This is a genomic window from Bradyrhizobium sp. MOS002, from assembly GCF_003020115.1.
GTDB lineage: Bacteria > Pseudomonadota > Alphaproteobacteria > Rhizobiales > Xanthobacteraceae > Bradyrhizobium.
This window is the reverse complement of record NZ_PYFX01000011.1, coordinates 162,454-188,233: the sequence shown is the minus strand read 5'-3', so window position 1 is coordinate 188,233 and position 25,780 is coordinate 162,454. Positions and strand designations below refer to the sequence as shown.

Annotated in this window: 24 protein-coding genes; 12 read left to right on the top strand and 12 right to left on the bottom strand. The window is 64.7% G+C overall.

From position 1 onward, the window contains the following. Positions 1-23: 23 nt before the first annotated feature. Both C7G41_RS27100 and C7G41_RS27095 read left to right on the top strand, forming a co-directional pair. The gene (locus tag C7G41_RS27100; protein WP_106945385.1) at positions 24-233 is read left to right on the top strand and encodes a hypothetical protein; all 210 of its coding nucleotides are present in this window, start codon (positions 24-26) and stop codon (positions 231-233) included. Positions 234-374: 141 nt separating this feature from the next. Then, on the top strand, positions 375-1,679 hold the full coding sequence (locus C7G41_RS27095; protein ID WP_106945384.1) for a sorbosone dehydrogenase family protein: 1,305 nt from the start codon (positions 375-377) through the stop codon (positions 1,677-1,679). Between the two features lie 4 nt (positions 1,680-1,683). On the opposite strand, the gene C7G41_RS27090 is transcribed toward C7G41_RS27095, so the two are convergent. Both C7G41_RS27090 and C7G41_RS27085 read right to left on the bottom strand, forming a co-directional pair. Next, entirely contained in the window at positions 1,684-2,508 is an 825-nt protein-coding gene (locus C7G41_RS27090) for an aspartate dehydrogenase (RefSeq protein ID WP_106945383.1), read from the bottom strand. A gap of 37 nt (positions 2,509-2,545) precedes the next feature. Beyond that, the gene (locus tag C7G41_RS27085) at positions 2,546-3,463 is read right to left on the bottom strand and encodes a LysR substrate-binding domain-containing protein (protein ID WP_106945382.1); all 918 of its coding nucleotides are present in this window, start codon (positions 3,461-3,463) and stop codon (positions 2,546-2,548) included. A gap of 135 nt (positions 3,464-3,598) precedes the next feature. Here C7G41_RS27085 and C7G41_RS27080 point away from each other — a divergent pair, with 135 nt between their 5' ends. The 3 genes from C7G41_RS27080 (at position 3,599) to C7G41_RS27070 (ending at position 5,798) form a co-directional block, all read left to right on the top strand. Further along, a complete protein-coding gene (locus C7G41_RS27080; RefSeq protein ID WP_106945381.1) occupies positions 3,599-4,672 on the top strand; it encodes a tartrate dehydrogenase in 1,074 nt (357 codons plus the stop codon). A gap of 236 nt (positions 4,673-4,908) precedes the next feature. Next, entirely contained in the window at positions 4,909-5,364 is a 456-nt protein-coding gene (locus tag C7G41_RS27075; protein WP_106945380.1) for an Hsp20 family protein, read from the top strand. A 116-nt stretch (positions 5,365-5,480) separates the two neighbouring features. Beyond that, positions 5,481-5,798 carry a hypothetical protein gene (locus C7G41_RS27070; RefSeq protein WP_199198633.1) on the top strand — a complete coding sequence of 106 codons (318 nt, stop codon included), beginning with the start codon at positions 5,481-5,483 and terminating at the stop codon, positions 5,796-5,798. Between the two features lie 345 nt (positions 5,799-6,143). Here the strand turns inward: C7G41_RS27070 and C7G41_RS27060 are convergent, their stop codons facing one another. Then, complete coding sequence (locus C7G41_RS27060) at positions 6,144-7,076, bottom strand: LysM peptidoglycan-binding domain-containing protein (protein WP_199198632.1); 933 nt, start codon at positions 7,074-7,076, stop codon at positions 6,144-6,146. A 128-nt stretch (positions 7,077-7,204) separates the two neighbouring features. Then, positions 7,205-7,822, bottom strand: a complete 618-nt coding sequence (locus tag C7G41_RS27055; protein WP_106945376.1) for an ABATE domain-containing protein — start codon at positions 7,820-7,822, stop codon at positions 7,205-7,207. Positions 7,823-7,948: 126 nt separating this feature from the next. Here C7G41_RS27055 and C7G41_RS27050 point away from each other — a divergent pair, with 126 nt between their 5' ends. Beyond that, entirely contained in the window at positions 7,949-8,800 is an 852-nt protein-coding gene (locus tag C7G41_RS27050; RefSeq protein WP_106945375.1) for an alpha/beta fold hydrolase, read from the top strand. 21 nt (positions 8,801-8,821) lie between these two features. Here C7G41_RS27050 and C7G41_RS27045 read toward each other — a convergent pair whose 3' ends face one another. Then, entirely contained in the window at positions 8,822-9,811 is a 990-nt protein-coding gene (locus C7G41_RS27045; protein WP_106945374.1) for a putative zinc-binding metallopeptidase, read from the bottom strand. A 417-nt stretch (positions 9,812-10,228) separates the two neighbouring features. Beyond that, the gene (locus C7G41_RS27040) at positions 10,229-10,942 is read right to left on the bottom strand and encodes a hypothetical protein (RefSeq protein ID WP_106945373.1); all 714 of its coding nucleotides are present in this window, start codon (positions 10,940-10,942) and stop codon (positions 10,229-10,231) included. Between the two features lie 281 nt (positions 10,943-11,223). Here C7G41_RS27040 and C7G41_RS27035 point away from each other — a divergent pair, with 281 nt between their 5' ends. After that, entirely contained in the window at positions 11,224-12,147 is a 924-nt protein-coding gene (locus C7G41_RS27035) for an ABC transporter ATP-binding protein (RefSeq protein ID WP_106945372.1), read from the top strand. Beyond that, positions 12,144-12,905: an ABC transporter permease gene (locus C7G41_RS27030; protein ID WP_018454266.1), complete on the top strand. Its 762-nt coding sequence runs from the start codon at positions 12,144-12,146 to the stop codon at positions 12,903-12,905. The genes C7G41_RS27035 and C7G41_RS27030 overlap by 4 nt, the downstream gene beginning before the upstream one ends. Positions 12,906-13,013: 108 nt before the next feature. Here the strand turns inward: C7G41_RS27030 and C7G41_RS27025 are convergent, their stop codons facing one another. After that, a complete protein-coding gene (locus tag C7G41_RS27025; protein WP_027519597.1) occupies positions 13,014-13,337 on the bottom strand; it encodes a hypothetical protein in 324 nt (107 codons plus the stop codon). A 318-nt stretch (positions 13,338-13,655) separates the two neighbouring features. Between C7G41_RS27025 and C7G41_RS27015 the strand changes: the two genes are divergently transcribed. After that, positions 13,656-14,426, top strand: coding sequence for a L,D-transpeptidase (locus tag C7G41_RS27015; protein WP_199198631.1), 771 nt, complete (start codon positions 13,656-13,658; stop codon positions 14,424-14,426). A 2-nt stretch (positions 14,427-14,428) separates the two neighbouring features. Here the strand turns inward: C7G41_RS27015 and C7G41_RS27010 are convergent, their stop codons facing one another. Together C7G41_RS27010 and C7G41_RS27005 are read right to left on the bottom strand one after the other, a co-directional pair. Then, complete coding sequence (locus C7G41_RS27010; RefSeq protein ID WP_106945370.1) at positions 14,429-15,685, bottom strand: hypothetical protein; 1,257 nt, start codon at positions 15,683-15,685, stop codon at positions 14,429-14,431. Positions 15,686-15,745: 60 nt separating this feature from the next. Continuing rightward, the gene (locus C7G41_RS27005) at positions 15,746-18,934 is read right to left on the bottom strand and encodes a CHAT domain-containing tetratricopeptide repeat protein (protein ID WP_106945369.1); all 3,189 of its coding nucleotides are present in this window, start codon (positions 18,932-18,934) and stop codon (positions 15,746-15,748) included. 219 nt (positions 18,935-19,153) lie between these two features. Here C7G41_RS27005 and C7G41_RS27000 point away from each other — a divergent pair, with 219 nt between their 5' ends. Next, positions 19,154-19,408 carry an acyl carrier protein gene (locus tag C7G41_RS27000; RefSeq protein WP_106945368.1) on the top strand — a complete coding sequence of 85 codons (255 nt, stop codon included), beginning with the start codon at positions 19,154-19,156 and terminating at the stop codon, positions 19,406-19,408. A gap of 24 nt (positions 19,409-19,432) precedes the next feature. Next, complete coding sequence (locus C7G41_RS26995; RefSeq protein ID WP_106945367.1) at positions 19,433-21,133, top strand: fatty acyl-AMP ligase; 1,701 nt, start codon at positions 19,433-19,435, stop codon at positions 21,131-21,133. A gap of 5 nt (positions 21,134-21,138) precedes the next feature. On the opposite strand, the gene C7G41_RS26990 is transcribed toward C7G41_RS26995, so the two are convergent. From C7G41_RS26990 to C7G41_RS26980, 3 genes are read right to left on the bottom strand one after another with little or no spacing between them, the layout of a single operon-like run. Further along, complete coding sequence (locus tag C7G41_RS26990) at positions 21,139-22,101, bottom strand: hypothetical protein (RefSeq protein ID WP_245446695.1); 963 nt, start codon at positions 22,099-22,101, stop codon at positions 21,139-21,141. 25 nt (positions 22,102-22,126) lie between these two features. Beyond that, on the bottom strand, positions 22,127-23,506 hold the full coding sequence (locus C7G41_RS26985; protein WP_106945365.1) for an MBOAT family protein: 1,380 nt from the start codon (positions 23,504-23,506) through the stop codon (positions 22,127-22,129). 45 nt (positions 23,507-23,551) lie between these two features. Further along, positions 23,552-24,511: an acyl-CoA desaturase gene (locus tag C7G41_RS26980; protein WP_245446693.1), complete on the bottom strand. Its 960-nt coding sequence runs from the start codon at positions 24,509-24,511 to the stop codon at positions 23,552-23,554. A 160-nt stretch (positions 24,512-24,671) separates the two neighbouring features. Here C7G41_RS26980 and C7G41_RS26975 point away from each other — a divergent pair, with 160 nt between their 5' ends. Continuing rightward, entirely contained in the window at positions 24,672-25,679 is a 1,008-nt protein-coding gene (locus tag C7G41_RS26975) for a glycerophosphodiester phosphodiesterase (protein ID WP_106945363.1), read from the top strand. The last annotated feature ends 101 nt before the right edge of the window (positions 25,680-25,780 follow it).

Below are 25,780 nucleotides of genomic sequence, written 5' to 3'. Positions count from 1 at the left end.
CACACACCGCAGAGCATCGAGCCATGTCCGACGCCTACGATTATTTTCGCGAGCACGCGATCGCCGCCGTCCGCAAGGCGCGGGCGCTGCCGCCCGGGCGGCCGAAGCAGAAGCAGCGCACCGTGGCGCGAGTCTATCATCTCCTGTTTAGGAAGGCCGCGCTCGCGCCGAACATCCATCACCTGGATGATTTTCGCACGGCGCGCCGGGCGGAACGGCAGATCGGCCGCTGATCTCAGGCATAGCCTGCCGGCCTTCGTCCCATGCAAATTCGAGCGGCTGCCATTCCACGGGAATAGAGCCCCGCGGCGCTCCACACAGGTTGACGTCGGCCCCGTCAGCCCGTTGGATGCGCGCGCAAACAGGGGCCTCTCATGACTTTTTCCAGCATCTTTGCGCAGTTCGTTGCGCTTCTCGGTGGCATCGCGCTGCAATGGCGGAAGCTGTCGGGCACCGTGCCTGCGCCGGCCTGGGGCCAGTCGCCCGCCATTCCCGAAGCAAAGCCGCAAGGCGCCATCCCGACGCTGAAGATGCCGACGGCGCGGGGCTGGAGCGAAGGACAGAAGCCGACGGTCGCACCCGGGCTCAAGGTCAATGCGTTCGCGACCGGCCTCGACCATCCGCGCTGGATCGAGGTGCTGCCCAATGGCGACGTGCTGATAGCGGAGGCGACGCAAATCGCGGGGGCGCCGCGGTCCGTGTTTCATTACGCGATGCAGGCGACGATGCGGCGCGCCGCCGCGCTCGGCGTCAGCGCTAACCGCATCACGCTTTTGCGCGACAAAGATGGCGACGGCATCGCGGAGTATCGCGGCGCGTTCATGGAAAATCTCAGCCAGCCGTTCGGCATGGCGCTGGTCGGCGACACCTTCTATGTCGGCAACACCGACGGCGTGATGGCCTTCCCGTACGTGGCGAATGCCGATCGCATCACCGCGCCGGGCAAGCGCCTCACCCATTTCAAGCCAAGCGGCCACTGGACCCGCAGCCTGCTCGCAAGCCCCGACGGCAAGAAACTCTATGCCGGCGTCGGCTCGCTCAGCAACATCGCCGAGATGGGCATGGAGGTCGAGGAAGGCCGCGCCGCGGTTTACGAGCTCGACCTCGTCGCCGGCACGCACCGCATCTTCGGCGCCGGCCTGCGCAACCCGGTTGGTCTCGCCTGGGAGCCAACGACCGGTGTGCTCTGGACCGTCGTCAACGAGCGCGACGGCCTCGGCGACGAAACGCCGCCGGACTATCTGACCTCGGTGCGCGACGGCGGCTTCTACGGCTGGCCCTATTGCTACTGGGGCAAGACCGTGGACGATCGCGTGCCGCAGGATCCGGCGATGGTCGCCAAGGCGCTCACGCCGGACTACGCGCTCGGCGGCCATACGGCCTCGCTCGGCCTGTGCTGGATGCCGGCGGGCACGCTGCCGGGCTTCCCCGACGGCATGGTGATCGGCCAACACGGCTCGTGGAATCGCAGCACGCTGTCCGGCTATAAACTGGTGTTCATCCCGTTCGAGAACGGCAAACCTTCAGGCCCAGGTCGCGACATCCTGTCGGGCTTCCTGGCGCCGGATGAGAAGGAATCCTACGGCCGCCCGGTCGGCGTCGTGATCGGTCCCGACAAGAAATCGCTGCTGATGGCCGATGACGTCGGCAACGTGATCTGGCGCGTGACGGGGGCTTGACGGTTTAAGTTCCAACGCTGAGCGTGGCGCGCTGCCTGCGGAGCAGCGCGATCACGGACAGCGCCGTGATCAACCCGGTCTTGGGATTTTCGGACGGGATGTTCTCGATTCCCATCGAGAAGCGCGCGGAATCCGCCTCGACCTCGATGCGATGAACATTGCGCGTCACGGTCGGGTCGGCCCAGATCTGCACCTGGGTGCGATCCGGCCCGACACCCGCGAGCGAGAGCGCGACTGCGACGTTGAGATTGGCCGGAAAGCCTTTTGCGGCCTCGCGCGCCGTGCCTTCGAACAGCTTGAGCGGCTCGCGCAGATTGTCGATGTCGATGCTGTTCTGGACGATGAACGGCGCGCCCTTCAAGCCGTCGATCGGCTTGCGTGTGACCATCTTCACCGAATGAATGGTGCCGATCGCGGCGGCGTTGACGGCGTCGAGCCCGATCAGCGCGCCGGTCGGCACGAGGATGCGACCGCCATTGGCGCGGGCGAGATCGACCAGATCGAAATTGTCGAGCAGCCCGCCGACGCTGACGACGACCGCGGCCTTGCCGCGTTTCACCGTCGGCTCGACGATCGCACGGAGTTGGCTGCTCGGCGCGCATTCGACCACGATGTCGGCGGCGTCGCCGAGCTGGTCGAGCGGCAGTACGGATGGCGGACGGCGCAGGCTGCCGAGCAATTTCTGATGCTTTGCGGGATCGCGCACCGCCACGGCAGAGAGCGTCAATCCCTCGATGCCCTGATCGAGCGCGGTCGCGATCTTGGTGCCGATCGAGCCGAGCCCCGCGATGGCAACCCGCAATTGGTTCGAAGCTCTCCGTTCAGTCATCGCATCACCCCTCTCGCCAAGTCGATGTCATAGCGCCTCAGGCGTCCCGCGCATAGCTGCGAAGACGCGTCTCGAGCACGGACAGCATCGCGTCGCGGGCCGGGTCGCGCGAGCCGCGCAGCCATGCGGCAGCGAGCGGCAGCCGGCCGACGGGTCCGATCTGCTTTGGCCGCAGCGGCACGAAGCGCACGCCTGATACCGCCATCCGCGTGGTCCAGCGCGGCACGATCGCGACCCCGAGCCTGGTTGCGACGAGATTGATGATGGTCTGCTTCTCGTCGGCGACCTGCACGATGCGCGGCGTGAGGCCCGCCTGCTCGAACATTTTCATGGTGAGGTCGTGGCTGTGCGGCCGCGAGCGGCGGTCCGGCACCAGCATCGCTTCGTCGGCGATGTCCGCCAGCGTGATCGACTTGCGTTGGGCCAGCGCGTGGCGCCGCGGGAACGCCACGATGGCTGTCTCCTGCAGCAGGTCGCGGAATTCGAGCCGCTTGTCGCGCTGAGCCGGCGGACGCACGAAGGCGAGATCGAGCGCGCCGGTGAGGATCTTTGGCAGCAGCCGGACGGTCTTGTCCTCGAGAAGCTGCACCGCGACCTCCGGATGCTTTGCGCGGAAATCGCGCAGCAACGCCGGCAAGAGTCCCGCCGCGGCACTGTCGATGGCGCCGACCCGGAGTTTTCGAGCAGCTCCCGGGCGCGAGCGATTGCGCAGATTGCTCTCGACCGCCTCGACTCGGGCGAGGATGGCGCGGGCATCGCGCAGCAGCGTCGCGCCATCCTCCGTCAGCGATACCGCACGCGTCGTCCGCGCGAACAGCCGCGTGTCCAGATCCTCCTCCAGCAGCTTGATCTGGCGACCGAGTGCGGAGGGCAGCATCTGGAGATGCTGCGCCGCGCGGCCGAAATGCAACTGCTCGGCCGCCGCCACGAAGCATCGCAACTGATGCAATTCCATTCACCGGTCCTCTGATCCTGTGACGGGATTATATCATTTTTTTGTATAAACCAGTGCCGATTGAGTCCCCCAGCCGCTCCCGCCTAAGCTCGCTAGCGTCCCGCAATCCCACTGACATCTCAACGGAGCATCCCCATGCGCACCCATTCGATTGCAGCGATCCCCGCCGACGGCATCGGCCCCGAGGTCATCTCCGCCGGCGTTCGGGTGCTGGAGGCGCTGGCCAAGCGCAGCGGCGACCTCGCCTTCAACATCAAGACATTCGACTGGGGTTCGGATTATTACAAGAAGCACGGCGTGATGATGCCGGCCGACGGCCTCGCGGAGCTCAAGAAGTTCGACGCGATCTATTTCGGCGCGGTCGGTGCGCCCGACGTGCCCGATCACATCACCCTGTGGGGCCTGCGCCTGCCGATCTGCCAGGGCTTCGACCAATACGCCAATGTACGGCCGACCAAGATCTTGCCGGGCGTCGCCTCGCCGCTGCGCAATGTCGGCGTCGGCGACCTCGACTGGGTGATCGTGCGCGAGAATTCGGAGGGCGAATATGCCGGCATGGGCGGCCGCGCCCACAGGGGTCTTCCGGAAGAGGTCGGGACCGAGGTCGCGGTGTTCACCCGCGTCGGCGTGACGCGGATCATGCGCTATGCGTTCGAGCTAGCGCGCTCGCGCCCGCGCAAGTTCCTGACCGTGGTGACCAAGTCGAACGCGCAACGCCATGGCATGGTGATGTGGGACGAGATCGCCGCGGAGGTCGCGGCCGAATTCCCTGATGTGACCTGGGACAAGATGCTGGTTGACGCCATGACGGTGCGCATGACGCTGCATCCGAAGAGCCTCGACACCATTGTCGCGACCAATTTGCACGCCGACATTCTTTCCGACCTCGCCGGCGCGCTGGCGGGCAGCCTCGGCGTCGCGCCGACCGCCAATATCGATCCGCAGCGCCGCTTCCCCTCGATGTTCGAGCCGATCCACGGCTCGGCCTTCGACATCACCGGCAAGGGCATCGCCAACCCGGTGGCGACGTTCTGGACCGGCGCTCAGATGCTGGAGCATCTGGGCGAGAAGGACGCGGCGGTGCGGTTGATGGCGGCGGTGGAGAAAGTATGTGCAGCCGGTGTGCTGACGCCCGATGTCGGCGGCAAGGCGACGACGAAGGACGTGACGGATGCCGTAATCGAGGCGATCCAGGGATCGAACGTTTAGTTCGAGTTGCGTCTCCTCCCTCCCCCGTTTTCCGCGGGGAGAGGGTTGGGGGGTGGGAGGCGCCGGGGATTCCAAAAAATTTTGGACCCCCTCTTGAAACCAAAACGGGCTTTTTTTATTTTTCCGCTGCCGCCGAGAGGTGGCGTTCCCGACGCCTGTTGGGTCGGGAAGCTGAGACGGGCACCGGTCGTGTCCGGTGCCGTTCGTATCCATTTTGCTCCTTGGAGGATCTGGCTATGCGCACTTACGACTTCTCTCCCTTGTGGCGTTCGACCGTTGGCTTCGACCGCCTTTTCGACCTCGTTGAAACGGCACAGCGTGCCGGCGAGGACAACTATCCCCCCTACAACATCGAACGCCTCGGCGAGGATCGCTACCAGATTTCGCTTGCGATTGCGGGCTTTGCACCCAACGAGATCGCGGTGACTGCCGAGCAGAATGCGGTGACCGTCGAGGGAAACAAGCCGGACAAAACCGAACGCGAATATCTCTACCGGGGCATTTCCGCGCGGCCGTTCAAGCGGCAGTTTAACCTGGCCGATTATGTTCAGGTGCACAGCGCCTCGTTCGAGAACGGCTTGCTCAAGATCGAACTGGTCCGGGAAATCCCTGAAGCCATGAAGCCGCGGCGAATTGCCATCAATGCCGCGCCGTCCGGCAATGTGCATCAACTCGAAGGCAAAGCCGCCTGAATTCGGCCTGTCGGAGACTTGGTGATCCCGCCCGATCGTCGGGCGGGATCGACCATGGCCTTCGATCGCGTACCCGAATGCAAGTCAGAGGTTTAGAGAAAGGAGGAGGACCTCTCATGCTCGATCATGTCGACAACATCATCGATCTGAACGCGATATTGCACCCTGGCTCGGTCTATGATCATCCCCGCGACGTCATAGCCGACGCAACTCTTTCGATCGGCGAGAAGCGCGCGATCCTCGCGTCCTGGGCTTCGGACGCAGCCAGTGTCGCCTCGAGTCCGGCATTGCGGGAGCTCCCCGGCTCGGGCAAGGCCGTCACCATCGACGAAATTCTGGAAGCGCTCGCGAGCCTCGACCACCATCCGAAGGGGCCTCCGGGCGGCAAGCCGGTCCGCACGCGATCGGTCGAGCGAACCGGCCTCGCAGCTTAGGCAACGACATGCCCGAACACCTCCCGACCTTCGAAGTGTTCCTGAAGAAATGCGGTCGAAGGACATGGCGATGGCGTGTCTGCACGACGGAAGGACGCCTGGTCATGCATGGCTTCGAAAATGGCCGGCCCGCCGCCAAATATGCGGCTGAAAGGGCATTGTTTCTGATGCTTCTTGCCGCGCCCTATCGCCCGGCGGGCCGGACTTCCGCCACGGCTCGATCCTCCTTGGCGATACCCGCATCAAGATGGCTGCCGCGGCACAAGATGCGAGAATGACAGCTGCCGCGAGGGATGGTGCCTGGCATCAGCCAAGCCCATCCCGGCCACCTCCGCTGCTGACCGCTTACCGCCGTCCCGGCGGTGGGGTCGCCATGGCGGCTGTCGGCTCCGGCGGCGTCAAATGGCGCGGGACGATGATGGACTGGCCGGGGGTAAGCGTGGCGTTCTCCGGCAGCGAGTTGCTCTGCGCAAGCGACCACAGCGGCACGCGATTGGCTGCCGCGATGCTCTCCATGGTGTCGCCCCGGCGCACCGATAGCCGCACGCCACTGTCCCACAATTCGACCAGCGTATTCGCCGGCACGAGATAGCGCAGCGGCACGGCATCCACCTGCGTCTGGGGCGGGATGCGCGGCAGCTGCGTGACCATGTCGACGATCTGACGGTGGATGTCGTCGGACTTCTCGATGTTGATGTGGCTGACCCGCGCGTTCTCCTTCAGGTCATAGCTCGCATAATGACCGCGATAACCCGGCACCGCCACCACGTTGCCGCCGCCGAGCACGCTGTCGGAGAGGAAGATGTTGATGAAGCGCTCGACATTGAGCGGCACGTCGCCGGTCGCATGCGCGGGATCGATGGTGATGACGAGGCTGATCGGGATGTTCTCCTTGGCCGCCATCTCGGAGATGACGATCGAGCAAAGCCCGCCCATCGAATGCCCGATCAGCACGATCGGCGCCGGCGTTTCCTTGTAGCTGGAGATGGCACGATCGCCGATCCATCGGCAGATGGTGAATTCATAGACGTTGGCCGAAAAGCCGGCCTGCGTCAGCTTCTCTTCGAGCCGGTCCATGCCGGTGGAGAAGAACGGCCCCATGGCGCCACGAAACAGGTAGATTTTCGGCGGCGGCAATGGCTCGAACGGTGGGGGCGGCGGCGCGGCCGGTGCGGCCGCGGCGGGCTTCGTCTTGGCAGGTGAGGCAACGGCCGTCCCGGTGCTAAAGGCGAGCAGCGCAACGGCTGCCAGCGCTAGGAGTCGCCTCAAATCAATCATCAGTCCAGCAGTCCCACTCCGGGAGGCTGCAGCCTCCCCCAAAGGCGCTTAGTGACGGCCGATTGGGTGGAATTTGGGGCACGGAACCGGGGCTCGATCCGCGCTCATTCGAGCATCTCGACGTCCCATCACTGCATGCTCTTGAGTCTGCTGCGGTGCGCGGCCTGTTTCGCGCGGTTGCCGCAGACCGCCATGATGCACCATCGCCGCGCGCGCCTGCGCGTGTGGTCGGCGAACAGCATGGTGCAGTTGTGCCCCTCGCACGCCTTGACGTTCGAAAAGTCCTCGTCGCAGACGAACTTCGCCATGGCTTCGCCAACCGGCAGCAATAGCGCTTCCGGCGATCGCCAGCGCCGCTTCATTCGCAATGCGAGAGCGCCGCCATCGCCATGCCCGGGCTCGATCCGGCTGAACGCTTCGTCGCGCTCCAGCAGGCTGTTCAATGGACCGAGCTCGCGCAATGCATCCGTCGTGAGCGGCTGGCCTGCATGCTTGCGCACGAATCCCCTGAACCATTCTCGCAAGGCGCGCGCCTGATCCGCGACCTCGTCCAGTTCGTCCGGCGTGGCGCGCGCCGTCAGTGCGTGCAGATCATCCGCCGGCACCAGCTTCGCCTGCGCCAGCCAGTCGATCAGGCCATCGCCATCGTCGATCCAGTCCATTGGCGTATCGACCGGCGTCGCCACCGAGTTGAGGAAGTCGAGGCCGAGCGAGTCGGCGATGAACATGGCGGGCGGGCGGTCCATGAGCGGTCCTGGGACGGTCGGGAGAACATAGACCTAGATAACCAGTTAAGATGCTATTGACAAGTTACGACGACAGGAAGTAACCTGCAAAATAGCTCTTGTACGGTTACTCAAACGGAGAATGTCATGACCTCAATCACGTACCTCAGCGCGGATGTCGACGGCTTCAAGGTGGCCTATCGCGAGGCCGGCCTCGTCGGAGCGCCAAAACTCCTGCTGCTGCACGGCTTCCCCAGCGCAGGCCACATGTTTCGTGACCTCATCCCGCTGCTTGCGGACAGGTTTCATATTGTGGCGCCCGACCTTCCCGGTTTCGGCCAATCCGACATGCCTCCGCACGAAAGCTTCCGTTACACGTTCGACAATTTCGCGCGCGTGATCGAACGCTTCACCGAAGTGATCGGCTTCGACCGGTTCGCGGTCTACGTCTTCGACTACGGCGCGCCGACTGGTTTCCGGCTTGCGCTCAGTCACCCCGAGCGGATCACGGCGATCATCTCGCAGAACGGCAACGCCTATGAGGACGGCCTCAGCGACGGCTGGACACCGATCAAGGCCTATTGGCAGGATCCGTCGCCCGCGAATCGCAATGCGCTGCGCGCCTTCCTCACACCGGAAGCGACGCGCTGGCAGTACACGCATGGCGTCCCCGATCCGACGACCGTGTCACCGGACGGACAGAATCTCGACAATTTCTACCTTGCGCGCCCGGGCGCGGATGACGTGCAGCTCGATCTCATGGGCGACTACAAGAGCAACGTCGGGCTTTATCCCGCCTTCCAGGATTATTTCCGCACGCACAAGCCGCCGTTCCTCGCGGTCTGGGGCGAGAACGATCCGTTCTTCATTCCGCCCGGCGCCGAAGCGTTCAAGCGCGACAATCCGAACGCCGTGGTGCAGTTCTTTGACACCGGCCATTTCGCGCTGGAGACGCATGCAAGGGAGATCGCGGATTCCATTCGCGCCTTCCTGCCGTAACGGGGCTGTCCTGCGCGACTTTTACGCCGCCAGGCTCTGCTGATCGCGGAATGCGCTGATCGCCATGTGGACGAGATGCAGCTTGCCTTTGACCGCCGGCGATATGTCGAAGGGATATGCGTCGCTCATTCCGAGCGAGCGGTTGAGTTCGTTGATGCTGCGAGCAAGCGGCATCCACAGGGCCAGGAGTGCCTCGAAGTCGCTCTCGAGATAGGGATCCGTCAGGGTCTGGCGGGCGCGCTCGTCCAGCGCCAACGGCAAACCTGCCAGCGAGTCGAGCGTCGATACGATATGCAGGAAATGCGCGAACGTTTCCGCCCAATCCTCCCAGGGGTGGGACGTGGCGTACTCGCTGATGAAGCCGCTTCGGTCGTATGAACGATCGGCCCGGCTGTAATAGGTGTTGATCGCCGCCTGATAGTCCTGCGCCTGGTCACCGAAGATCAGCTTGAACGGGGCCTGGAACGTCGTGCCGTCAACGAGCAGGTCCCAATAGAAGTGACCGATCTCGTGCCGGAAATGCCCCAGCAACGTGCGGTACGGCTCCCGGAATGCCACGCGGCGAGATTCTCGCTCGACATCGTCGGCCTCCGCAAGGTTGAGCGTGATGAGGCCCGAGAGATGTCCCGTCAGGATCGGACTGACCTCGTCCGAGAGAAAGTCGAACGCCAATTGTGCGCCGGTGCGCGATACAAGCGGAAGCCTGAGGCGACTGAGATCATAGAGAAGACGGCGTTTGGCTTCCTCCATGCGGCGCCAGAGCATGATGTTTCTGGTGCTGCCGAGATTCGGAATCGTGCGCGTGAGGCGGCACGAGCCGCAATACCAGTCCGCGCCGTCGACGCACCAGTTGCAGCCGATGATCTCGCGGTTACGGCAAGATTGATGAGATCCAAGTTTCGTCATCTCGATGCGAGAGGAATCGAAGGCCAGCTCCGTGCTGCAATTCGCGCACGCGATGTGCTCGAACGCGACAGGATGGCGGCATGACGGGCACTGAAAAATCTTCACGTGTACTGGTCCCAGACAGACGGCACACCGGAAAACCGGCCTGTCAATTCGAGGAACTCTTGCCCTTCGAGGTACTCTTGCGACCGTCGCTGGTGCCGGCGAGCAACGCACGCTGCGTTCGGAGCGCGTGCTGTCTCAACAGGCCGGCTCGCGTCGCGCTCAACTGACTCGATTGAGGCTGCGGCTTTTTCTCAACGACGTTTTCGGAAACAGGCCGGCCGGCCCACGTCCGCTCGGGCTGAACCGCCATGGGGCCGACGTTTCGTCTCCTTGTCATGGTGTGACAACACCGGATCGTGTGCCGAGTTCCCTTCTTTCGACCGGCAGGAGATCAAGCCTTGGCTTGCCGCAGATACGACAATGCCGCCGTCGGCGTGGACGGCGGCATTGTCAATTCAACGGCTTGCGGCGAAGGGCTTAATTCCGGGGAGCCGTTGCCGCCGCCGAGCGCGCCGGCCTCGGCCCGCCGGATTCGGCAACCGGAGCAGGTGCGCGCGAGCGCATGATTGCGGCGTCGATCTCGGCAATGACGCGGCGCTGGATCGCCTCGTTCTTGTCGATCGAGATGTGGCCGACGCCGGATCCGCGGACGTCGACATTGTCGAGCTTGCCGCGAAAACCGTCCGCGCGCTTCACCGGCTCGCCGGGGCCGTCGCCGATATAGATGTTGATGTAGCGTTCGGCGCCGGTCGACAGCCTGGTCTTGAATACGGAGTCGAGACCGACCGCGAGTTTCACGGGAACGCCAAGACGGTTGAGCTTTGCGATCATGTCCGGCAGCGCGGTCGCGCCGGAGGAGTGCCCGACTAGCACGATGGTCTTGAGACGGCCGGCCTTGTAGGCGGCAGCAGCCTCATCCGCGAGCGAGGACCAGGACACGAAATTCGCGACCGTCACCGGGATGCCCTGCGCCTGGAGGCGGGCGCCCATCGTGTCGAGCCCGAGCGAGAAGATGTTGAGCACGCCGCGGAGCAGATAGACGTGCGTGGTCGCGACCGCAGCCTGGCTCGGCGCCGCCTTGGCGGTGGTCGGGCTCATGGCAACAGCTGACAGCAGTAGCAGGCCCATCGCCCACGCACGGAGGACGGACAACTGGCTGGCGCCGGCGGTGTGACGGCCGTTCGGTCTCATCGATCTTTTCCCTGGGAGTATGCTTCGGCCGGAATCGTAGCCATGGCCTGCTCGCAGACGCAACAAAGAGCCGCGTGAACGGCGATCTTAGCAGCAAGCCGTGACCATCGCGCAACACTTGCCCGAAACCTGCCACGGAAGGGCCCGTTTTGAGGCCTTTTTTCTCCGGCTAATTGCAGCCGCGCAAGGGCATTCCTATCTCAGGGCTCCGCTGACCCGCCCCTCCCGGCAGGTTCCAGCCTCCCTCCCCAGCCTTCGCCCCTCAGACTTTGCGGCCATCCATGTCCTCCATCATTTCCGTCGCCAATTTGTCGAAGACCTATGGGTCCGGCTTCAAGGCGCTCAACAACGTCAATCTCGACATCAATCGCGGCGAAATCTTCGCGTTGCTCGGCCCCAACGGCGCCGGCAAGACCACGCTGATCTCGATCATCTGCGGCATCGCCAATCCGAGCGAAGGCAAGGTCCTCGTCGGCGGCGAGAACATCCAGACCTCCTATCGCAAGGCGCGCTCGCTGATCGGGCTGGTGCCGCAGGAATTGCACACCGATGCCTTCGAGAGCGTGTGGGCGACCGTGAGCTTCTCCCGCGGGCTGTTCGGCAAGCCGAAGAACCCCGATCATATCGAGAAGGTGCTGAAGGACCTCTCGCTGTGGGACAAGAAGGACAGCAAGATCATCACGCTCTCCGGCGGCATGAAGCGCCGCGTGATGATCGCCAAAGCGCTGTCGCACGAGCCGCAGATCCTGTTCCTGGACGAGCCGACCGCCGGCGTCGACGTCGAGCTGCGCAAGGGCATGTGGGAGGTGGTGCGCACGCTCCAGCAATCCGGCGTCACCATCATCCTGACCACGCATTACATCGAGGAAGCCGAGGAGATGGCCGACCGCATCGGCGTCATCAACAAGGGCGAGATCGTGCTGGTCGAGGACAAGGCCACCTTGATGCAGAAGCTCGGCAAGAAGCGGCTGACGCTGCATCTGCAAGGCAAGCTCGATGCGCTGCCGGAGAGCCTCAGGCATTACGAGCTCGACCTCTGCGACGGCGGCGCGACCCTGGTCTACGACTACGACACCAAGGGCGAGCGCACCGGCATCACCAGCCTGCTCGGCGACCTCCGCACCGCCGGCATCCGCTTCAACGATCTCGACACGACGCAATCGTCGCTCGAGGACATCTTCGTCGATCTCGTGAGGGCGTCATGAACTACCGGGCCGTCCGCGCCATCTATCTGTTCGAAATGGCGCGCACCTGGCGTACGCTGCTGCAAAGCATCGTCTCGCCGGTGGTCTCGACCTCGCTGTATTTCGTCGTGTTCGGCGCCGCGATCGGCTCGCGCATCAGCCAGGTCGAGGGTGTCAGCTACGGCACCTTCATCGTGCCGGGCCTGATCATGCTCTCGGTGCTGACTCAGAGCATCGCCAACGCCTCGTTCGGCATCTACTTCCCGAAATTCACCGGCACGATCTACGAGATCCTGTCGGCACCGATCTCCTATTTCGAGATCGTGCTCGGCTATGTCGGCGCGGCCGCGACCAAGTCGATCATCCTCGGCCTGATCATCCTCGCCACGGCCGGCCTGTTCGTGCCGCTGCACATCCATCATCCGGTCTGGATGCTGGCCTTCCTGGTGCTGACGGCGGTGACGTTCAGCCTGTTCGGCTTCATCATCGGCATCTGGGCCGACGGCTTCGAAAAGCTGCAGATGATCCCGATGCTGGTGGTGACGCCGCTGACCTTCCTCGGCGGCAGCTTCTATTCCATCGACATGCTGCCGCCCGCCTGGCGAACGGTGGCGCTGCTCAACCCGGTCGTCTATCTGATCTCCGGCTTCCGCTGGAGCTTCTACGAGATCGCGGACGTCAGCATGGCCGTCAGCATCGGCATGACGACGGCGTTCCTGGTGATCTGTCTGGTCGTGATCTGGTGGATTTTCCGCACCGGGTATCGGTTGAAGAACTGACCGAGAGGCGTAGCCTGGATGGAGCGCAAGCGTAATCCGGAGCAGGCGCGGCTTTGAGGCGACAGAGGCCCGGATTGCGCTTCGCTCCATCCGGGCTACGAGAGGTCATCACCGATAGCAGTGGAAGCGGTTGTATCCGTCGTAATAGCCGCGGCAGCGACGGTGGCCGCGATGGGGAATGCCGAACACCCCCTCGACCGCGCCGACGGCACCGCCGACACCCGCGCCGACCGCGCCCCCAACCACGCCGCCCACGGGGCCGGCAATTCGGTTGCCTTCATAAGAACCTTCCTGAGCGCCCCGAACGATGCCTTGGGCATGGCCAGGCTGTGGGATGCAGGACAGGGCGGCTAGAACGGCGGCGCCAGCGAAGAGCAGACGAAAAGGCAGACCAGCCGGCCGGGATGCGGCGGCGACGCAAACTTTGTTCATCTTCATTCCCAAAGGTAAAACCGGCGGCGGAAGCCGCCGGTCGAGGCAGAGATCATCAACGCCGATGCGGCCAAATGGTTGCCCCGGATGGTTGCGCCATTGTGATGAATTGTCGGCGTTGTGAACGCATCTCCCGCTCGCGAAAATGTCAGCACCGCCGCTGGCTTTGCGGCACAAAGCGGCCTTGCTTACGCCGGGCGTCCCGTTAACGATGGCCGGGCAGGCCGCTGGAACGAAAGCCGGATTGCAGGCATATTGCACGCCGGGGGACGGAGAGCCGCGGCGACTAGTGTGAACAGGCCGGAGGCCACAAGTCAGATGCGTTCGTTTTTTATTGTTTTCACCTCCCTGATGCTTTTGAGCGCGGGCACCGCGCAGGCCAAGGTCGAGATCACCGTCGACAAGGATAATCAGCAGATGACCGTCGCCGTCGACGGCGTCGCGCGTTACCATTGGCCGGTATCGACAGGCATCCCCTCGCGGGAGACGCCGAACGGCGCGTTCCGCACCTTCCGCATGGAAGAGGATCACTATTCTAAGGAATTCGACGACGCGCCAATGCCGCACGCGATCTTCTTCACCAAGGTCGGGCACGCCATCCACGGCACCGACTCGGTCGGCCGACTTGGTTCGCCCGCTTCGCATGGCTGCGTGCGGCTGTCGCGCCAGAATGCCACGACGCTCTACGCGCTGGTGCAGCAGCAGGGCGTGCTCAACACCACGGTGACGCTGACCGGCTCGGCGCAGGTGGCGCTGGCGCGCAATCCGCGTGGCCGCAACCCCACGGCAGTGGCCCGCGCGCCGCAGCCGGCCGAAGAGCAATACGCCACATCGGGCGATCCCGTGAACCTGACGCCCCAGGCCGCACCTGCCCGCCGCTACATGCCGCAGGATGACAACTACATCTACCCGGCCGACGGCAGCGACACCGGCGCACGCTACCCCGCCCCGCGCGGCAGCCGCCCGCTCTATGACGCGCAGGTCTATCAGCAGCAGCCGCAGCAATATTACAATCAGGGCTACGGAACCTACTATCAGCCGCAGCCCCGGCAGGTTTACCAACCGCGCGGTTATTACTACCAGAACTGACCCTATCTGAACGCGGCGTTGCCGCGCTCGACGATTTTTCGCGCGGCCTGAACGAAGGCACGGGCGACCGGCTCGAGGATCTCGGGTCCGGTCGCGGCGAGATCGTCCAAGGGCGTGTGGAAAGTCCGATGGCGGCCGGCCATGCCGAGGAAGTTGGCGTAGCCCGCCGCATGCACGTCGCGTAGTTCGCCGACCGCCTGCTTCTCCGTCACCAACCGTTTTGCGTCGACCTTGGCGAAGGCCTCATCCGTCAGCGCGACGGCGGATTTGCTCAGCACGAGATATCGCTCTTCCTCAGGCCGATCGGTGCGGGCGCCCTCAGCGAATGCGTAGCAGGCGTTTGAGGAGCCGAAATGAATCCACGCCAGCGTTTCCTTCGGCGCCGGCGCCCCGTTCTTCAGGAACAGCTCCATGCCGCCATGGCCGATCTCATGGCCTGCGGTCGCAATGAATACGAAATGCGCCGGCCATTTTTCGGCAGCGAGCGTGCGCGCCAGCGCAAGGAAGTTGGCAATGCCGGGCCCACGTTCGCACACGCAAGTGTACCAGCCGGTCATCGGCGTCGAGACGACGATGGTCGGCCCCGCGCCGATCTCGGCGATGACGTTGCGGCTGGCGACATCGCGCTCGTAATGGCCCTTGACGTCCAGGGTCACCGGCGCACCCGACGCAAGCGCCCGCTCGAATGTACCGCGCGCCTTGGCGCCGACCACGATCACCGGCACCGGCCAGGGCGCATCTTCCTGCGTGACGTTGTAGGCGAAACGGTCATTCGCGGGATTGCCGATCGTCAGCAGGATGGCCGCCGGCCTCTTCGCCACGGCCTCCGCGATCGCCGCGCGATGGGCAGGGCCGAGATAGGCGCCGCGATCGAACGGCAGATCGAGCAGAAGGATTTTCCCGGCGACATCACCGTCGCGGGCGAGCGGCGTGGCGAGATGAAAGCTCGCTTTGTCCACCGGCGGCCACCAGAACGGCGTCGCCTCGACAGACGTGCCGGCCACTTCGGCGCTGGCCTGCTCGACGACATATTGCCGGCCAAGCACGACGGGCTGGGACCTGACCTCGAACCCTGCGGTCTTGAGTTCAGCGGCGATCCAGCCGGCGGTGGCGCGGTCGCCGGGCGAGCCGAAGCGATGCAGGCCGAACGAGGCGTAGCGCGCGACGTCGGCGTAGAGGCTCGCGCCTGAAAGCACATCCTCGGCTGCCGCCTGACCAACCATGAGAACCGCCATCGTCGCGATGAAGATAAGCCGCATGCAAATGGCTCCCGGAACCAATGCTTCTTGATGGGCAGTTTCCGCCTTCCACGGCCGCCGTCAACCACCCTCGCCGACCAGCACGAACGGCGCCCACACCGCCGGATCGGCATTGCGCGGCGACGACCGGTCGGCAATCAGCGCCTTCATCGACCGGCGCAACGCCTCGGCGCGGCCGATGCCGGGATGCGCGGTGAGTTCCGAGAATGCTCCCGTTGTCAGGCGCACCGCCGCATCGGAATCCACCGGCCAGTGCGAGACCAGCAGCGCGCGTGCGCCGGCATAGAAGAATGCGCGCGCAAGGCCTGAGAGACCCTCCGCGCCCGGCCTGTCGCCGGCGGCGGTGTTGCAGGCCGACAGCACCGCCCAGTCAGCGTCGAGCTTGAGCTTGGCTATGCGGCTCGCGGTGAGCAAACCGTCGTCGGCGCTGGTGGGCTTTTCGGGAAGCGTCAGAACCAGCGCCGGCTCGCTGAGGCCGTTGACCTCGCCGGCGACAAGGCCGTGGGTGGCGAAATCGACGACGCGGTATTGATCGAGCGGCAAGGTGTTCACATTGGTCACGGTTGCCGCCGGGCCGAGCTTGACGTCCTCCTGCGGCGAAGCGCCGAGCGCGCGCGCCACGGCCCGGAGCTCGCCCGCCGTCTCCGGCAATGCCGGCAGGCCCGTGCGCAGCCGATCGAGATCGACGGCCGTACCGTCATAATAGCTCTGATACGGCTGCACGTTGCGCCCAGCACGCTTGTCACTCGGCGAGCGCTGCAACACGGGATCACCGAACCCGATGAACGGCTTTTGCGCACGCGAGTCCTTGGCAAAGCTCCGCAGCGCCCGCAGGCTCGGCACCGACGGCAGCACCGTGATGGCGCGCTCGTCGAGCAGCCACGCCGCCTGCCGGTAACGTTCGGCGGACATGGTGTCCGGCTTCTTCGTCACCAGCACGTGAAACGGCAGGCTGGTGAGCGCGCCGACCGGGACGATCAGCAGTTTAGGCTTGCCCGCGATATCGACCGACATCGGGCCGAACAGCGCGGTATAGAGCTCGAAGGATGCATCGAGGTCGAACGACGCCTTCGCCGCCTCCGGATCGGTGAGCCCCTGGCGCAGATGCGCGACACGGTCGCTTATCTCGCGGCTGCCGAGTGCGATCTGGCGCAACGCGCTCGTCTCGCGCGTCACGGCGAAGGCGTAGGTCTTGTCACTGAGCGCGATGAATGTCAGCAGCGCCTCGTCAGGCTTCAACAGGCTCTGCGCCTGTGCAATCGGAAGCGGCTGCGGGCTCGCCAGGTCGGCGTAGGCCGGAAAGCTGCGATCGAGCTGGGCCGTGATATCGTCAAGCGATTTTTGCATCTGTGCCGTTTGCGTACGCAGGCTCGCGATCAGTGCGTCGTTGCGCTTGCCGTCCGCCTGTCCGAGTTCGGACGTCACACGCTTGTCGAGTGTCTCCAGGCTCGCCTTCAGGTCCTGCTGCCGTCGCACCAATCCTGCGATCGCGTCATTGCCGGCGCCGAACCGCGCCGCCATCTGTGCCAGTGCGGCGCCCGCGCTGGTCTCATGCGCGCGTTGCACGGCGCCAAAAGCCTCGTCCTTTGCCGCGTCGTCGGGCTTACCGTCCGTAACGCGCCAGATCGCCTCGATCAGCCAGGGATCGAGCTCGGTGAAACGGGCGAATTGCGTATTCCGCTGCGCGTTGAGCGCGGCGGCTGCCAACCGCAGCCGCGCCAGGGCGTCCGGCCATTTGCCTTCGCGGCGATCGACGTCGGCGAGGTTGATTAGGGTTGCGATGGTGCCCTGGTGGCGCGGCCCGAGCCTGTCCTGCGCAATCGCGAGCGCGCGGGCGAGCCGGCTGCGCGCATCGATCAAATTGCCGGTCTTGAGATCCAGTAGCGCGACGGCGCGCAGATCCTTGACGAGCTGTGGATGTCTGCTAGCGGGCACGCGCTCGTCGATCTCGAGGCAGCGCAGCAGATATGGCCGCGCCTCGTCCATCTGGCCGGCGTCCATCAGTGCCTGTCCGAGCGATCCGGCGGCAAGCGCGGTCGGGCCGCTGCCTTCGCCGAACTTGCGCTCAATCACGGCCAGAGAGCGGCGGTAGAGACCGAGCGCCTGATCGTTGCGGCCGAGGCTGGCATAGCTGTTGGCGAGATTGTTCAGGGCGCGACCGACATCGGGGCTGTCGGGGCCAAAGGCCCTTTCGTAGATCGCGAGCACACGTTCCCGAAGGCCTGCGGCCGCCTCGTTCCTGCCCTGCGCCGAATAGGCATTGGCGAGATTATTCAACCCGACGGCAGTGGTCGGATGGTTCGGGCCGTAGATCCGCTCATAGGCCTGAAGCGTTTGCTGGTAGAGCTTTTCCGCCTCGGCGTAGCGCGCTTCGCGTTCAAGCACAGTTGCGAGATTGCCGGTGGCCGCCGCGACGTTCGGATGCGCTTCCCCGCTGCGCATCCGGGTGATCGCGAGCGAGCGCCGCATCACCGCCTCGGCTTCCGTCAGGCGGCCTGCGTCCGAATAAAGGTTGCCGAGATCGCTGAGCATCTTGTCGTAGTTCGGCGCGGCCTCGGCGCCTCTGCCAAGGCTGCGGTCCAGCAGATCGAGCCCCTGCTTCAGCAGCCGCTCCCCGTCGTCGAAGCGACCCAGCAGGCCATAGACTTCGCCGAGATGGTCCATCGCCGAGGCGACCTCGGAGGGCGGCGCATTGGCGGCTTGCAGTGCGGCGAGCGCCCGCTCGAAATAGCCGGTCGCTTCCTTGAAATTCTCCTTGTCAATCGCCAGGCCGCCGAGCGCGGCCAGCGTGTCGGCGAGGCGCACGTCATTGGCGCCGAAAGCGCTTGTGCCCAGCGCGAGCGCGCGTTCGGCCACATTGGTCGCCTCGGCGCGACGCTCGAGCATGCCGAGCGATCCGACCAGGATGTGCGAGGTGCGTAGCGTCGAGGCGACGTCGTTGTTGCGCAGCTTGATGGCGAGCGCCGCGTTCAGCTTGTCGATGGCCTCAGGGTAGCGGCCGAGGTTGTGCAGGAACATGCCTTCGTTGTGCAGCACGCCGGCATAGTTCATGCTGCCGGCACCCTGCCCGCGCCGCACCAGGTTTTCGAGCTTCTGGGCGGCCGCAAGCCCGTCGGCCCAGCGCGCGGTCTGCGTCGCCGCGTTCATCTGCGCGAGCAGCGAATCGAAATCATCGCCGCGCTGTGCAGAAGCCAGTCCCGGAACCAAAAGAACAAGGAAAAATGGGGCGAACAAGCGGGCACGGCTCATGCGAAAATCCCGTCATGCGCGTCGTACTTGCAATTTTGGGAGCATACGGGTCGCGGCGGCCGCTGTCGACCGCGGGAAATCGTGCCACTCTGGGCATGGATTAAGCAACCGGGCGACAGGAAAGCAACAGTCCACAACCTTCAACGCAGCGGCGTTCCGACCAAATTGACAACCAGGGGGTCACCCGTATTGTCGTTCCCATTGTTTCTGGGACATGACATGACACGCGAGCAGATTTCGGATTTCTGCGTTACCGCCCTGGCAAATATTCTGCGGATTTCGAAGGACCGCGTCGACATCGGCACGAAGTTCAGCCGCCTCGGGCTCGATTCGGCTATGCTGGTCTACCTGATGATGGAACTCGAGGAGAAGCTCGACCTCGAACTATCGACCGACGACTTTTACGACCATCCGACCGTTGAGGCGCTGTCGCGATTTCTCACCGACAAGCGCGCAATCCGCCCCGCCGCCTGAGGGCGGCTGAAGCCGGCGCAGCCAATGGAAACCTTCCGCTCGCTCGTGGCACTGCTGGCCCGGCGTGCGGCGGAGCAGGCCGACGACCGCGCCTATGTCTTCGTCTCCGATCGCGGGGCGGAGGAAGCTGTCCTCACCTTCCGCCAACTGCATCACTCCGCATCCGCCCTCGCGCAGCGATTGACCGCGGCCGCGCGTCCCGGCGACCGCGCCATCCTGGTGTTTCCGCCCGGCATCGAATTCATGGTGGCGTTCTTCGGCTGCCTGATGGCCGGCATCATCGCCGTGCCGATGATGATGCCGCGGCGGAACAGCGCGCGCGACGCCAGCGCCGCGATCCTCGCCAATTGCACGCCGGCGGTGGCCCTGACCAATTCGGCCGTCGCACTCCGTGGCGATCTGCGGGCACGCTTCGCGCAGGAGAACATTCGCTGGATCGAGGTCGATCTCGCCGCGAGCGACGGTGGGACAATCGAACTGCCCGAGCCGGCGCCGGACGACATCGCCTTCCTGCAATATACCTCCGGCTCGACCTCCGAGCCCAAAGGCGTGATGGTGAGTCATGCCAATCTGCTCGCCAATCTCGAGATGATCCGGCTCGCGGTCGGCAACACACGGCAATCGACTTACGTCAATTGGGTGCCGCTCTATCACGACATGGGGCTGATCCTGAACGCGTTGCAAGCGCTCTATGTCGGCGCGACCTGCGTGCTGATGGCGCCGAACGCATTCATGCAGCGGCCGCTCGGCTGGCTGCGCGCGATCTCGCATTATCGCGCGGAAGTGGCATGCAGTCCGAACTTCGGCTTCGACCTCTGCGTCAACCGCTATCGCGCCGACCAGATGGACGGCGTGGACCTGTCCTCGCTCAGGATCGCGCTGAACGGCGCAGAGCCGGTGCATGCTGAAACCATCGAACGGTTCGTCCAGACATTTGCGCCGCACGGTTTCGATCCGCGCGCGATGTATCCCGCCTACGGCATGGCGGAAGCGACGCTCCTGATTTCCGGCGGACGCCGCGGCGGCGGCCATGTCACACGCGGCGTGAGCCGCACGGCGCTGCAGGCGCATGCGGCGAAGGCGCCTTCCGACGCCGAAGATACGCAGGTAGCCGTCGGCTGCGGGCGCGCACTCACCGGCGAGCAGATCGCCATCGTGGACGCCAACGATCACACACGCCTGCCCGCCGACCGGGTCGGTGAGATATGGGTGAATGGCGCCAATGTCGCACGCGCCTATTGGCGCAACGACGAGGCGACGCGTGAGGGGCTCAATGCGCGGATTGCGGGCGAGGACGGGCCATGGCTGCGCACCGGCGACCTCGGCTTCGTCGACGTCACAGGCGAATTGTTCGTCACGGGACGGATCAAGGACCTCATCATCATCCGCGGAATCAATCATTATCCGCAGGACGTCGAGCGCACGGTGCAATCGCTCGACGGAGCTTTGCGCGAAAACTGCGGCGCGGCATTCTCGGTGCAGGACGAGAGCGGCGAAGAGACGCTCGTCATCGTCCAGGAGATCGAGCGCACAGCGCGCCACGCGATCGACCCCGAAGCGATCAAGGGCCGGATCCGCGAGGCCGTCGCCAACAACCACGAACTCTCCGCGCGCCATATCGCGCTGATCCGGCCCGGCGCGCTGCCGAAGACCACCAGCGGCAAGATTCAGCGCAAGCTGGCACGCAAGCTCTGGCTCGAGGGCGGTTTTGAGCAGATCGGCTGAGCGGCTCAGAAATCGATCTTCGCGCTCTCCCCGTCGCGCAGGCTCGCAGCGATCCCCTGCTCGATCTTGCGCGCGAGAACTGGGCGATAGTGGATGAAGTCGGCAAAATTGGCGCGGTCGCGCGTGAGATCGTTGTCAACGCGGTAGCTGATGAAATTGCTGCGCGGCCGGCCCGCGACCACTTTTTTCAGCGCGGCATCGCAGGCGGTGCGCTCCAGGGCGGTTTCCGTGCCGGGCTTCGGCACGGTGGTCGCGAGGGTCGGCGGCACGATGATGACGACGGGCACATCAGCCGGCAATGTCCTGACGATATCTGCCAGCGCAGCGATCTCGGGAAATGTTCCCCGCATGTCGGCGGACAAGGACGGCGCCGGATCCCTGGGCCAGCCGACCTCCTTGAATTGGCCCGGTGGCCAGATGTCCTCATAGCTGACAAAGCCGTCCGGGTTCATCCGTGGTCGCCGACCAAGCCCGATACTGATGCGCTGAAAAGCGTGCTCGATCGCCTGCCAGGAGATCAGCCGTGCTGCGTAGGTGACGACGCTTCTGTCATAGAGCCAGTCGGGGAACGGGACGCCGCCCTCCTCCTTCGCCCGCGCATGCGTGCACCAGCCGGGATCAGTCACGATCACCAATGCGCCAACCTCGCGGTGATTCCTGAGGAAGAAGTCCAGCACCGCGAGCTCCTGGCGGGGAAACGCGCCGGTCATGTAGAGCTGCACGAATCGCAGGCCGGTCGCGCGCGACAATTCCGTCGGCTCGATCATCTGCGCGGTCGAATTGCCCAGGATCGCGGCATTGAAATCCGGGTTTCTGGCGCGGCTCGCGGCCGTGATCTGGGTGAGACGATTGTCGACGCCGTCGATGCCAAGCAGGCCGAGCTTGCCGCTGTCATAGGGATCGACCACCACCATCAGTGCGAGCACCAGCAGCGCAGCGCCGATCAGCGTGCCCAGACACGCGAGCAAGCTCCGGCCCCAGCCGGGGTCGATCTCAGAACTTGAAGTAGACGAAGTCATGGAGATCCCGACCACCCATGTGAAGCAGCAATGCGAATAGCCCAAGACCGAGCAGACCCGCGAGCCACGGATTGGGACGGCGCGTGAGCACCGCCACGATGTCCTGGCTCGCCGGCAGCAGGAAGGCGAAGAGCGGCGCTGCGATCAGCGGCCACAAATGCTTCCCGCGATCCAGCGGTAGCGGCGAAATCAGTCCGCAGAAGACATGCCAGGCCGCCTCCACCGACCCCGCGCGAAAAATCACGCCGGTCGCGAGCACGAACAACACGGTGAGCGCCCAGCCGAGCCATGACGGGCAATCCGGGCCATAGCGGCGCCACAGCGTGCAGATGACCAGCGCAAGCCCGTGCAGCACACCCCATAACACGAAGGTCCAGCTCGCGCCGTGCCAGAGGCCGCACAGCGCCATCGTGATCATCATCGCGAAGAACTGGACCGGCAGCCAGCGCCGCGGCAGCAGGCGGAGATTGACCAGCGGATAAAACACGTAGTCGCGCAGGAACAGCATCAGGGTGATGTGCCAGCGCTGCCAGAAATCCTGGATGTTGGTCGAGCGCAGCGGCGCATCGAAATTGTACGGGAGCTGCACGCCGAACAACAGGCCAAGGCCGATCGCAATGTCGGAATAGCCGGAGAAATCAAACAGGATCTGGAATGAGAAGCAGAAGGCGAGCCAGGCATCGCCGCTCGGCAGCGGCCCGTTCGCTGCCTGCGCGTAGATGGGATCGAGCAGATGCGCGAGGCCGTCGGCGATCACGATCTTCTCGAACAGGCCGATCGCGATGAAGCAGGTCGCGACGCAGAACTGGCGCTGCCAGCCCGGAACGTAGACCTGCCTGCCGAACTGATGCATCACCTCCGACCAGCGCGCCAGGGGGCCGGCGATCGCCTGCGGGAAGAAGGCGATGTAGAGTGCGTATCGGTCGAGCGCATAGAGCGGCGCCTTGCCGCGCTTCAGGTCGACCAGATACATGATGTGGTGGAAGGTGAAGAACGAGATGCCGAGCGGCAGCCCGATGTCAAGCGCCGGCAGCGTCGTACCGAGCACAAGGCCGAGATTGGCGAGAACGAAGTTGGCGTATTTGAACAGCGCCAGCACCGCGAGATCGAGCGCGATCACCAGCGTCAGCAACGCCGGCCATTTCACGCGCCCATAGGCGACCGAGGCGAGCCAGTTGACCGCGATCGAGCCGATCAGGAGCAGGATGAAGGACGGGCTGCCCCAGGCATAGAAGGCGAGCGACAGCGCGACCTGCACCCCGATGCGCAACTGCGGATAGGGATCGGCCAGGCGATAGACCAGCAGCGCCGCGGGCAGGAAGACCAGGAGAAAGGGATAGTCGTTGAACAGCATCGGGTCAAAGCCGCGCCACCGCCGGCGTGAGCCGGCGGATGATGCTCAGCCCGTTTCGAGGTCGGGCGCAGCGTCGCCCGGCTGCCGCAGCATGCGTCGCGCAATTTTCTCCTCGCTCGGCACCTTGACGTCCCAGGCCAGTCCCAGCGCTTCCAGCGCCGGGATGAAGATGAAGCCGGGATCGAACTCGAACCAGCGCAGGCCGAAGGCTGCGGAATAGGGAAAGGCATGGTGGTTGTTGTGCCAGCCCTCGCCCCAGGCAAGCCAGGCCATCACGCCGAGATTTCTGCTGTTGTCGTCGCGGGTGACGAAAGGCTGCGCGCCAAAGCTATGCATCACGGAGTTGATGGCGGACATGGTCTGTTCGACCACGAACATGCGCACCACGCCGCCCCAGAGCAAGCCGGTCAGTGCGCCCCACAGACTCATGGTGGCGAGGCCGCCGATCGCGGCCGGCAGCACCAGGCCGAGGCCGACCCAAGTGTAATAGTAGCTGTTGACGGCAACCAGCCTGCGATCCGCCATCAGATCCGGGACATAGTGCGCGACGTTGGGATAATCGTGCTCGATCATCCAGGTCAGGTGCGCGTGCAGGAAGCCGCGCAGGCGGCCGAGTGTGCTGTCGCCGTGCAGCCGCGGCGAATGCAGATCGCCATCGTGATCGGACAATTCGTGGTGCCGACGGTGCATTGCCGCCCAGGACAGCATGGGGCCGCGGCCGGCCATCGATCCCATCACGACCAGGATCGCACTCATCGCTGTGGAGGTCGCGAAGGCGCGGTGGGTGAAGAGGCGGTGATAGCCGACGGTGAGGCCGAGGCCGGTGACCAGCCAGAAGCCGACGAACAGCCCAAGCTCGATCGCGCCGATCGGGCGGTAGAACAGAAGGACCAGCGCCAGCAGCGTGCCGAGGAAGGGCAAAACGTCGAATATGATGAAATGCCGGCGCTGCATCCGGCGAAAATGCCGGCTGCGGATAATTCGATGATCGCGTTGCTGTTGCACGGGCGGGGTTCCAGGGCGCCGACCAAGAGTACATACCCCCGCGGCGGCCGCAACCCAAGCCACCGCCCAAGGTTTCAACAGCCGCGAAAGCCCATACAATAGGCCGGACGCGCCCAAATGCGTTGAAATATCGCCCTTTCCGCTTGCCCCACGAGCCGCCATGCCGTCACGTGCTGCGACCATCTTGACCGTACTGTCACTTCTCATTGCGGGACCGGCCATGGGATTCGATTCGGGATCTGATTCGGCTTTCGACCTCGAAGCCCATCGCGGCGGGCGGGCACTGCTGCCGGAAAACTCGCTTCCGGCCTTCGCCAACGCGCTGTCGATGGGCGTGGACACGCTGGAGCTCGACGTCGGCATCACCGCCGACGGCGAAGTCATCGTCTCGCATGAGCGCGGGCTCAATCCTGATCTCGCGCGGGATGCGAACGGCGCCTATGTCGCGGCCCCCGGTACGCCGTTCGTGAAGCTGCGGCTCGCAGACCTGAGGACCTACGACGTCGGCGAGATCCGGCCAGACAGCCCTTACGCCAAGCAATTCTCCGACCAGCGCGCCACGCCCGGGACCCGCATTCCGACCTTGAGTGAGCTGTTCGCGCTGGTGCGCAAATCCGGCAATACGCGCGTGCGCTTCAACATCGAGACCAAGATCGATCCGAACCATCCGGACGAGACGCTCGATCCGCAATCTTTCGTCACCAGTCTGCTCGGGGTGATCGAAGCCGAAAAATTCTCTGACCGCGTCATGATCCAGTCGTTCGACTGGCGGACCTTGCAGCTCGTCCAGCAGCGGGCACCGAAGATGCCGACGGTGTACCTGACACTCCAGCGCGGCTCGGGCCAGACGGTGGCGCTGGACAAGGCGACCAATTGGACGGCGGGGTTGAGCCCGGCCGATCATGGCGGGTCGCTGCCCCGAACCATCAAGGCCGCGGGCGGCGCGATCTGGTCGCCCTATTTCGGCGATGTGACTGCGCCACTGATCGCCGAGGCCCATACGCTCGGGCTGCGTGTCGTGGTCTGGACGGTCAACAAGCGTGAGGACATGGCGCGCATGATCGAGACCGGCGTCGACGGGATCATCTCCGACAGGCCCGACCTGCTGCGGCAGGTCGCGGGCGAGAAGGGAATTGCGTTGCCCGCGGCGACGCCGGTGGAGCCGTGAGGTCGAGCCGCAGGCTTTTCGCTGTAGCCCGGATGGAGCGCAGCGAAATCCGGGGCCGGTAATCACGGCGAGGCAAGAACGTCCCGGATTGCGCTACGCTC

Bases quoted from the DNA above. Each gene is read 5' to 3' on its own strand.
- C7G41_RS27100 (WP_106945385.1), top strand. From the start codon at position 24: ATGTCCGACGCCTACGATTATTTTCGCGAGCACGCGATCGCCGCCGTC.
- C7G41_RS27095 (WP_106945384.1), top strand. From the start codon at position 375: ATGACTTTTTCCAGCATCTTTGCGCAGTTCGTTGCGCTTCTCGGTGGC.
- C7G41_RS27090 (WP_106945383.1), bottom strand. From the start codon at position 2,508: ATGACTGAACGGAGAGCTTCGAACCAATTGCGGGTTGCCATCGCGGGG.
- C7G41_RS27085 (WP_106945382.1), bottom strand. From the start codon at position 3,463: ATGGAATTGCATCAGTTGCGATGCTTCGTGGCGGCGGCCGAGCAGTTG.
- C7G41_RS27080 (WP_106945381.1), top strand. From the start codon at position 3,599: ATGCGCACCCATTCGATTGCAGCGATCCCCGCCGACGGCATCGGCCCC.
- C7G41_RS27075 (WP_106945380.1), top strand. From the start codon at position 4,909: ATGCGCACTTACGACTTCTCTCCCTTGTGGCGTTCGACCGTTGGCTTC.
- C7G41_RS27070 (WP_199198633.1), top strand. From the start codon at position 5,481: ATGCTCGATCATGTCGACAACATCATCGATCTGAACGCGATATTGCAC.
- C7G41_RS27060 (WP_199198632.1), bottom strand. From the start codon at position 7,076: ATGATTGATTTGAGGCGACTCCTAGCGCTGGCAGCCGTTGCGCTGCTC.
- C7G41_RS27055 (WP_106945376.1), bottom strand. From the start codon at position 7,822: ATGGACCGCCCGCCCGCCATGTTCATCGCCGACTCGCTCGGCCTCGAC.
- C7G41_RS27050 (WP_106945375.1), top strand. From the start codon at position 7,949: ATGACCTCAATCACGTACCTCAGCGCGGATGTCGACGGCTTCAAGGTG.
- C7G41_RS27040 (WP_106945373.1), bottom strand. From the start codon at position 10,942: ATGAGACCGAACGGCCGTCACACCGCCGGCGCCAGCCAGTTGTCCGTC.
- C7G41_RS27035 (WP_106945372.1), top strand. From the start codon at position 11,224: ATGTCCTCCATCATTTCCGTCGCCAATTTGTCGAAGACCTATGGGTCC.
- C7G41_RS27030 (WP_018454266.1), top strand. From the start codon at position 12,144: ATGAACTACCGGGCCGTCCGCGCCATCTATCTGTTCGAAATGGCGCGC.
- C7G41_RS27025 (WP_027519597.1), bottom strand. From the start codon at position 13,337: ATGAACAAAGTTTGCGTCGCCGCCGCATCCCGGCCGGCTGGTCTGCCT.
- C7G41_RS27015 (WP_199198631.1), top strand. From the start codon at position 13,656: ATGCGTTCGTTTTTTATTGTTTTCACCTCCCTGATGCTTTTGAGCGCG.
- C7G41_RS27010 (WP_106945370.1), bottom strand. From the start codon at position 15,685: ATGCGGCTTATCTTCATCGCGACGATGGCGGTTCTCATGGTTGGTCAG.
- C7G41_RS27005 (WP_106945369.1), bottom strand. From the start codon at position 18,934: ATGAGCCGTGCCCGCTTGTTCGCCCCATTTTTCCTTGTTCTTTTGGTT.
- C7G41_RS27000 (WP_106945368.1), top strand. From the start codon at position 19,154: ATGACACGCGAGCAGATTTCGGATTTCTGCGTTACCGCCCTGGCAAAT.
- C7G41_RS26995 (WP_106945367.1), top strand. From the start codon at position 19,433: ATGGAAACCTTCCGCTCGCTCGTGGCACTGCTGGCCCGGCGTGCGGCG.
- C7G41_RS26985 (WP_106945365.1), bottom strand. From the start codon at position 23,506: ATGCTGTTCAACGACTATCCCTTTCTCCTGGTCTTCCTGCCCGCGGCG.
- C7G41_RS26975 (WP_106945363.1), top strand. From the start codon at position 24,672: ATGCCGTCACGTGCTGCGACCATCTTGACCGTACTGTCACTTCTCATT.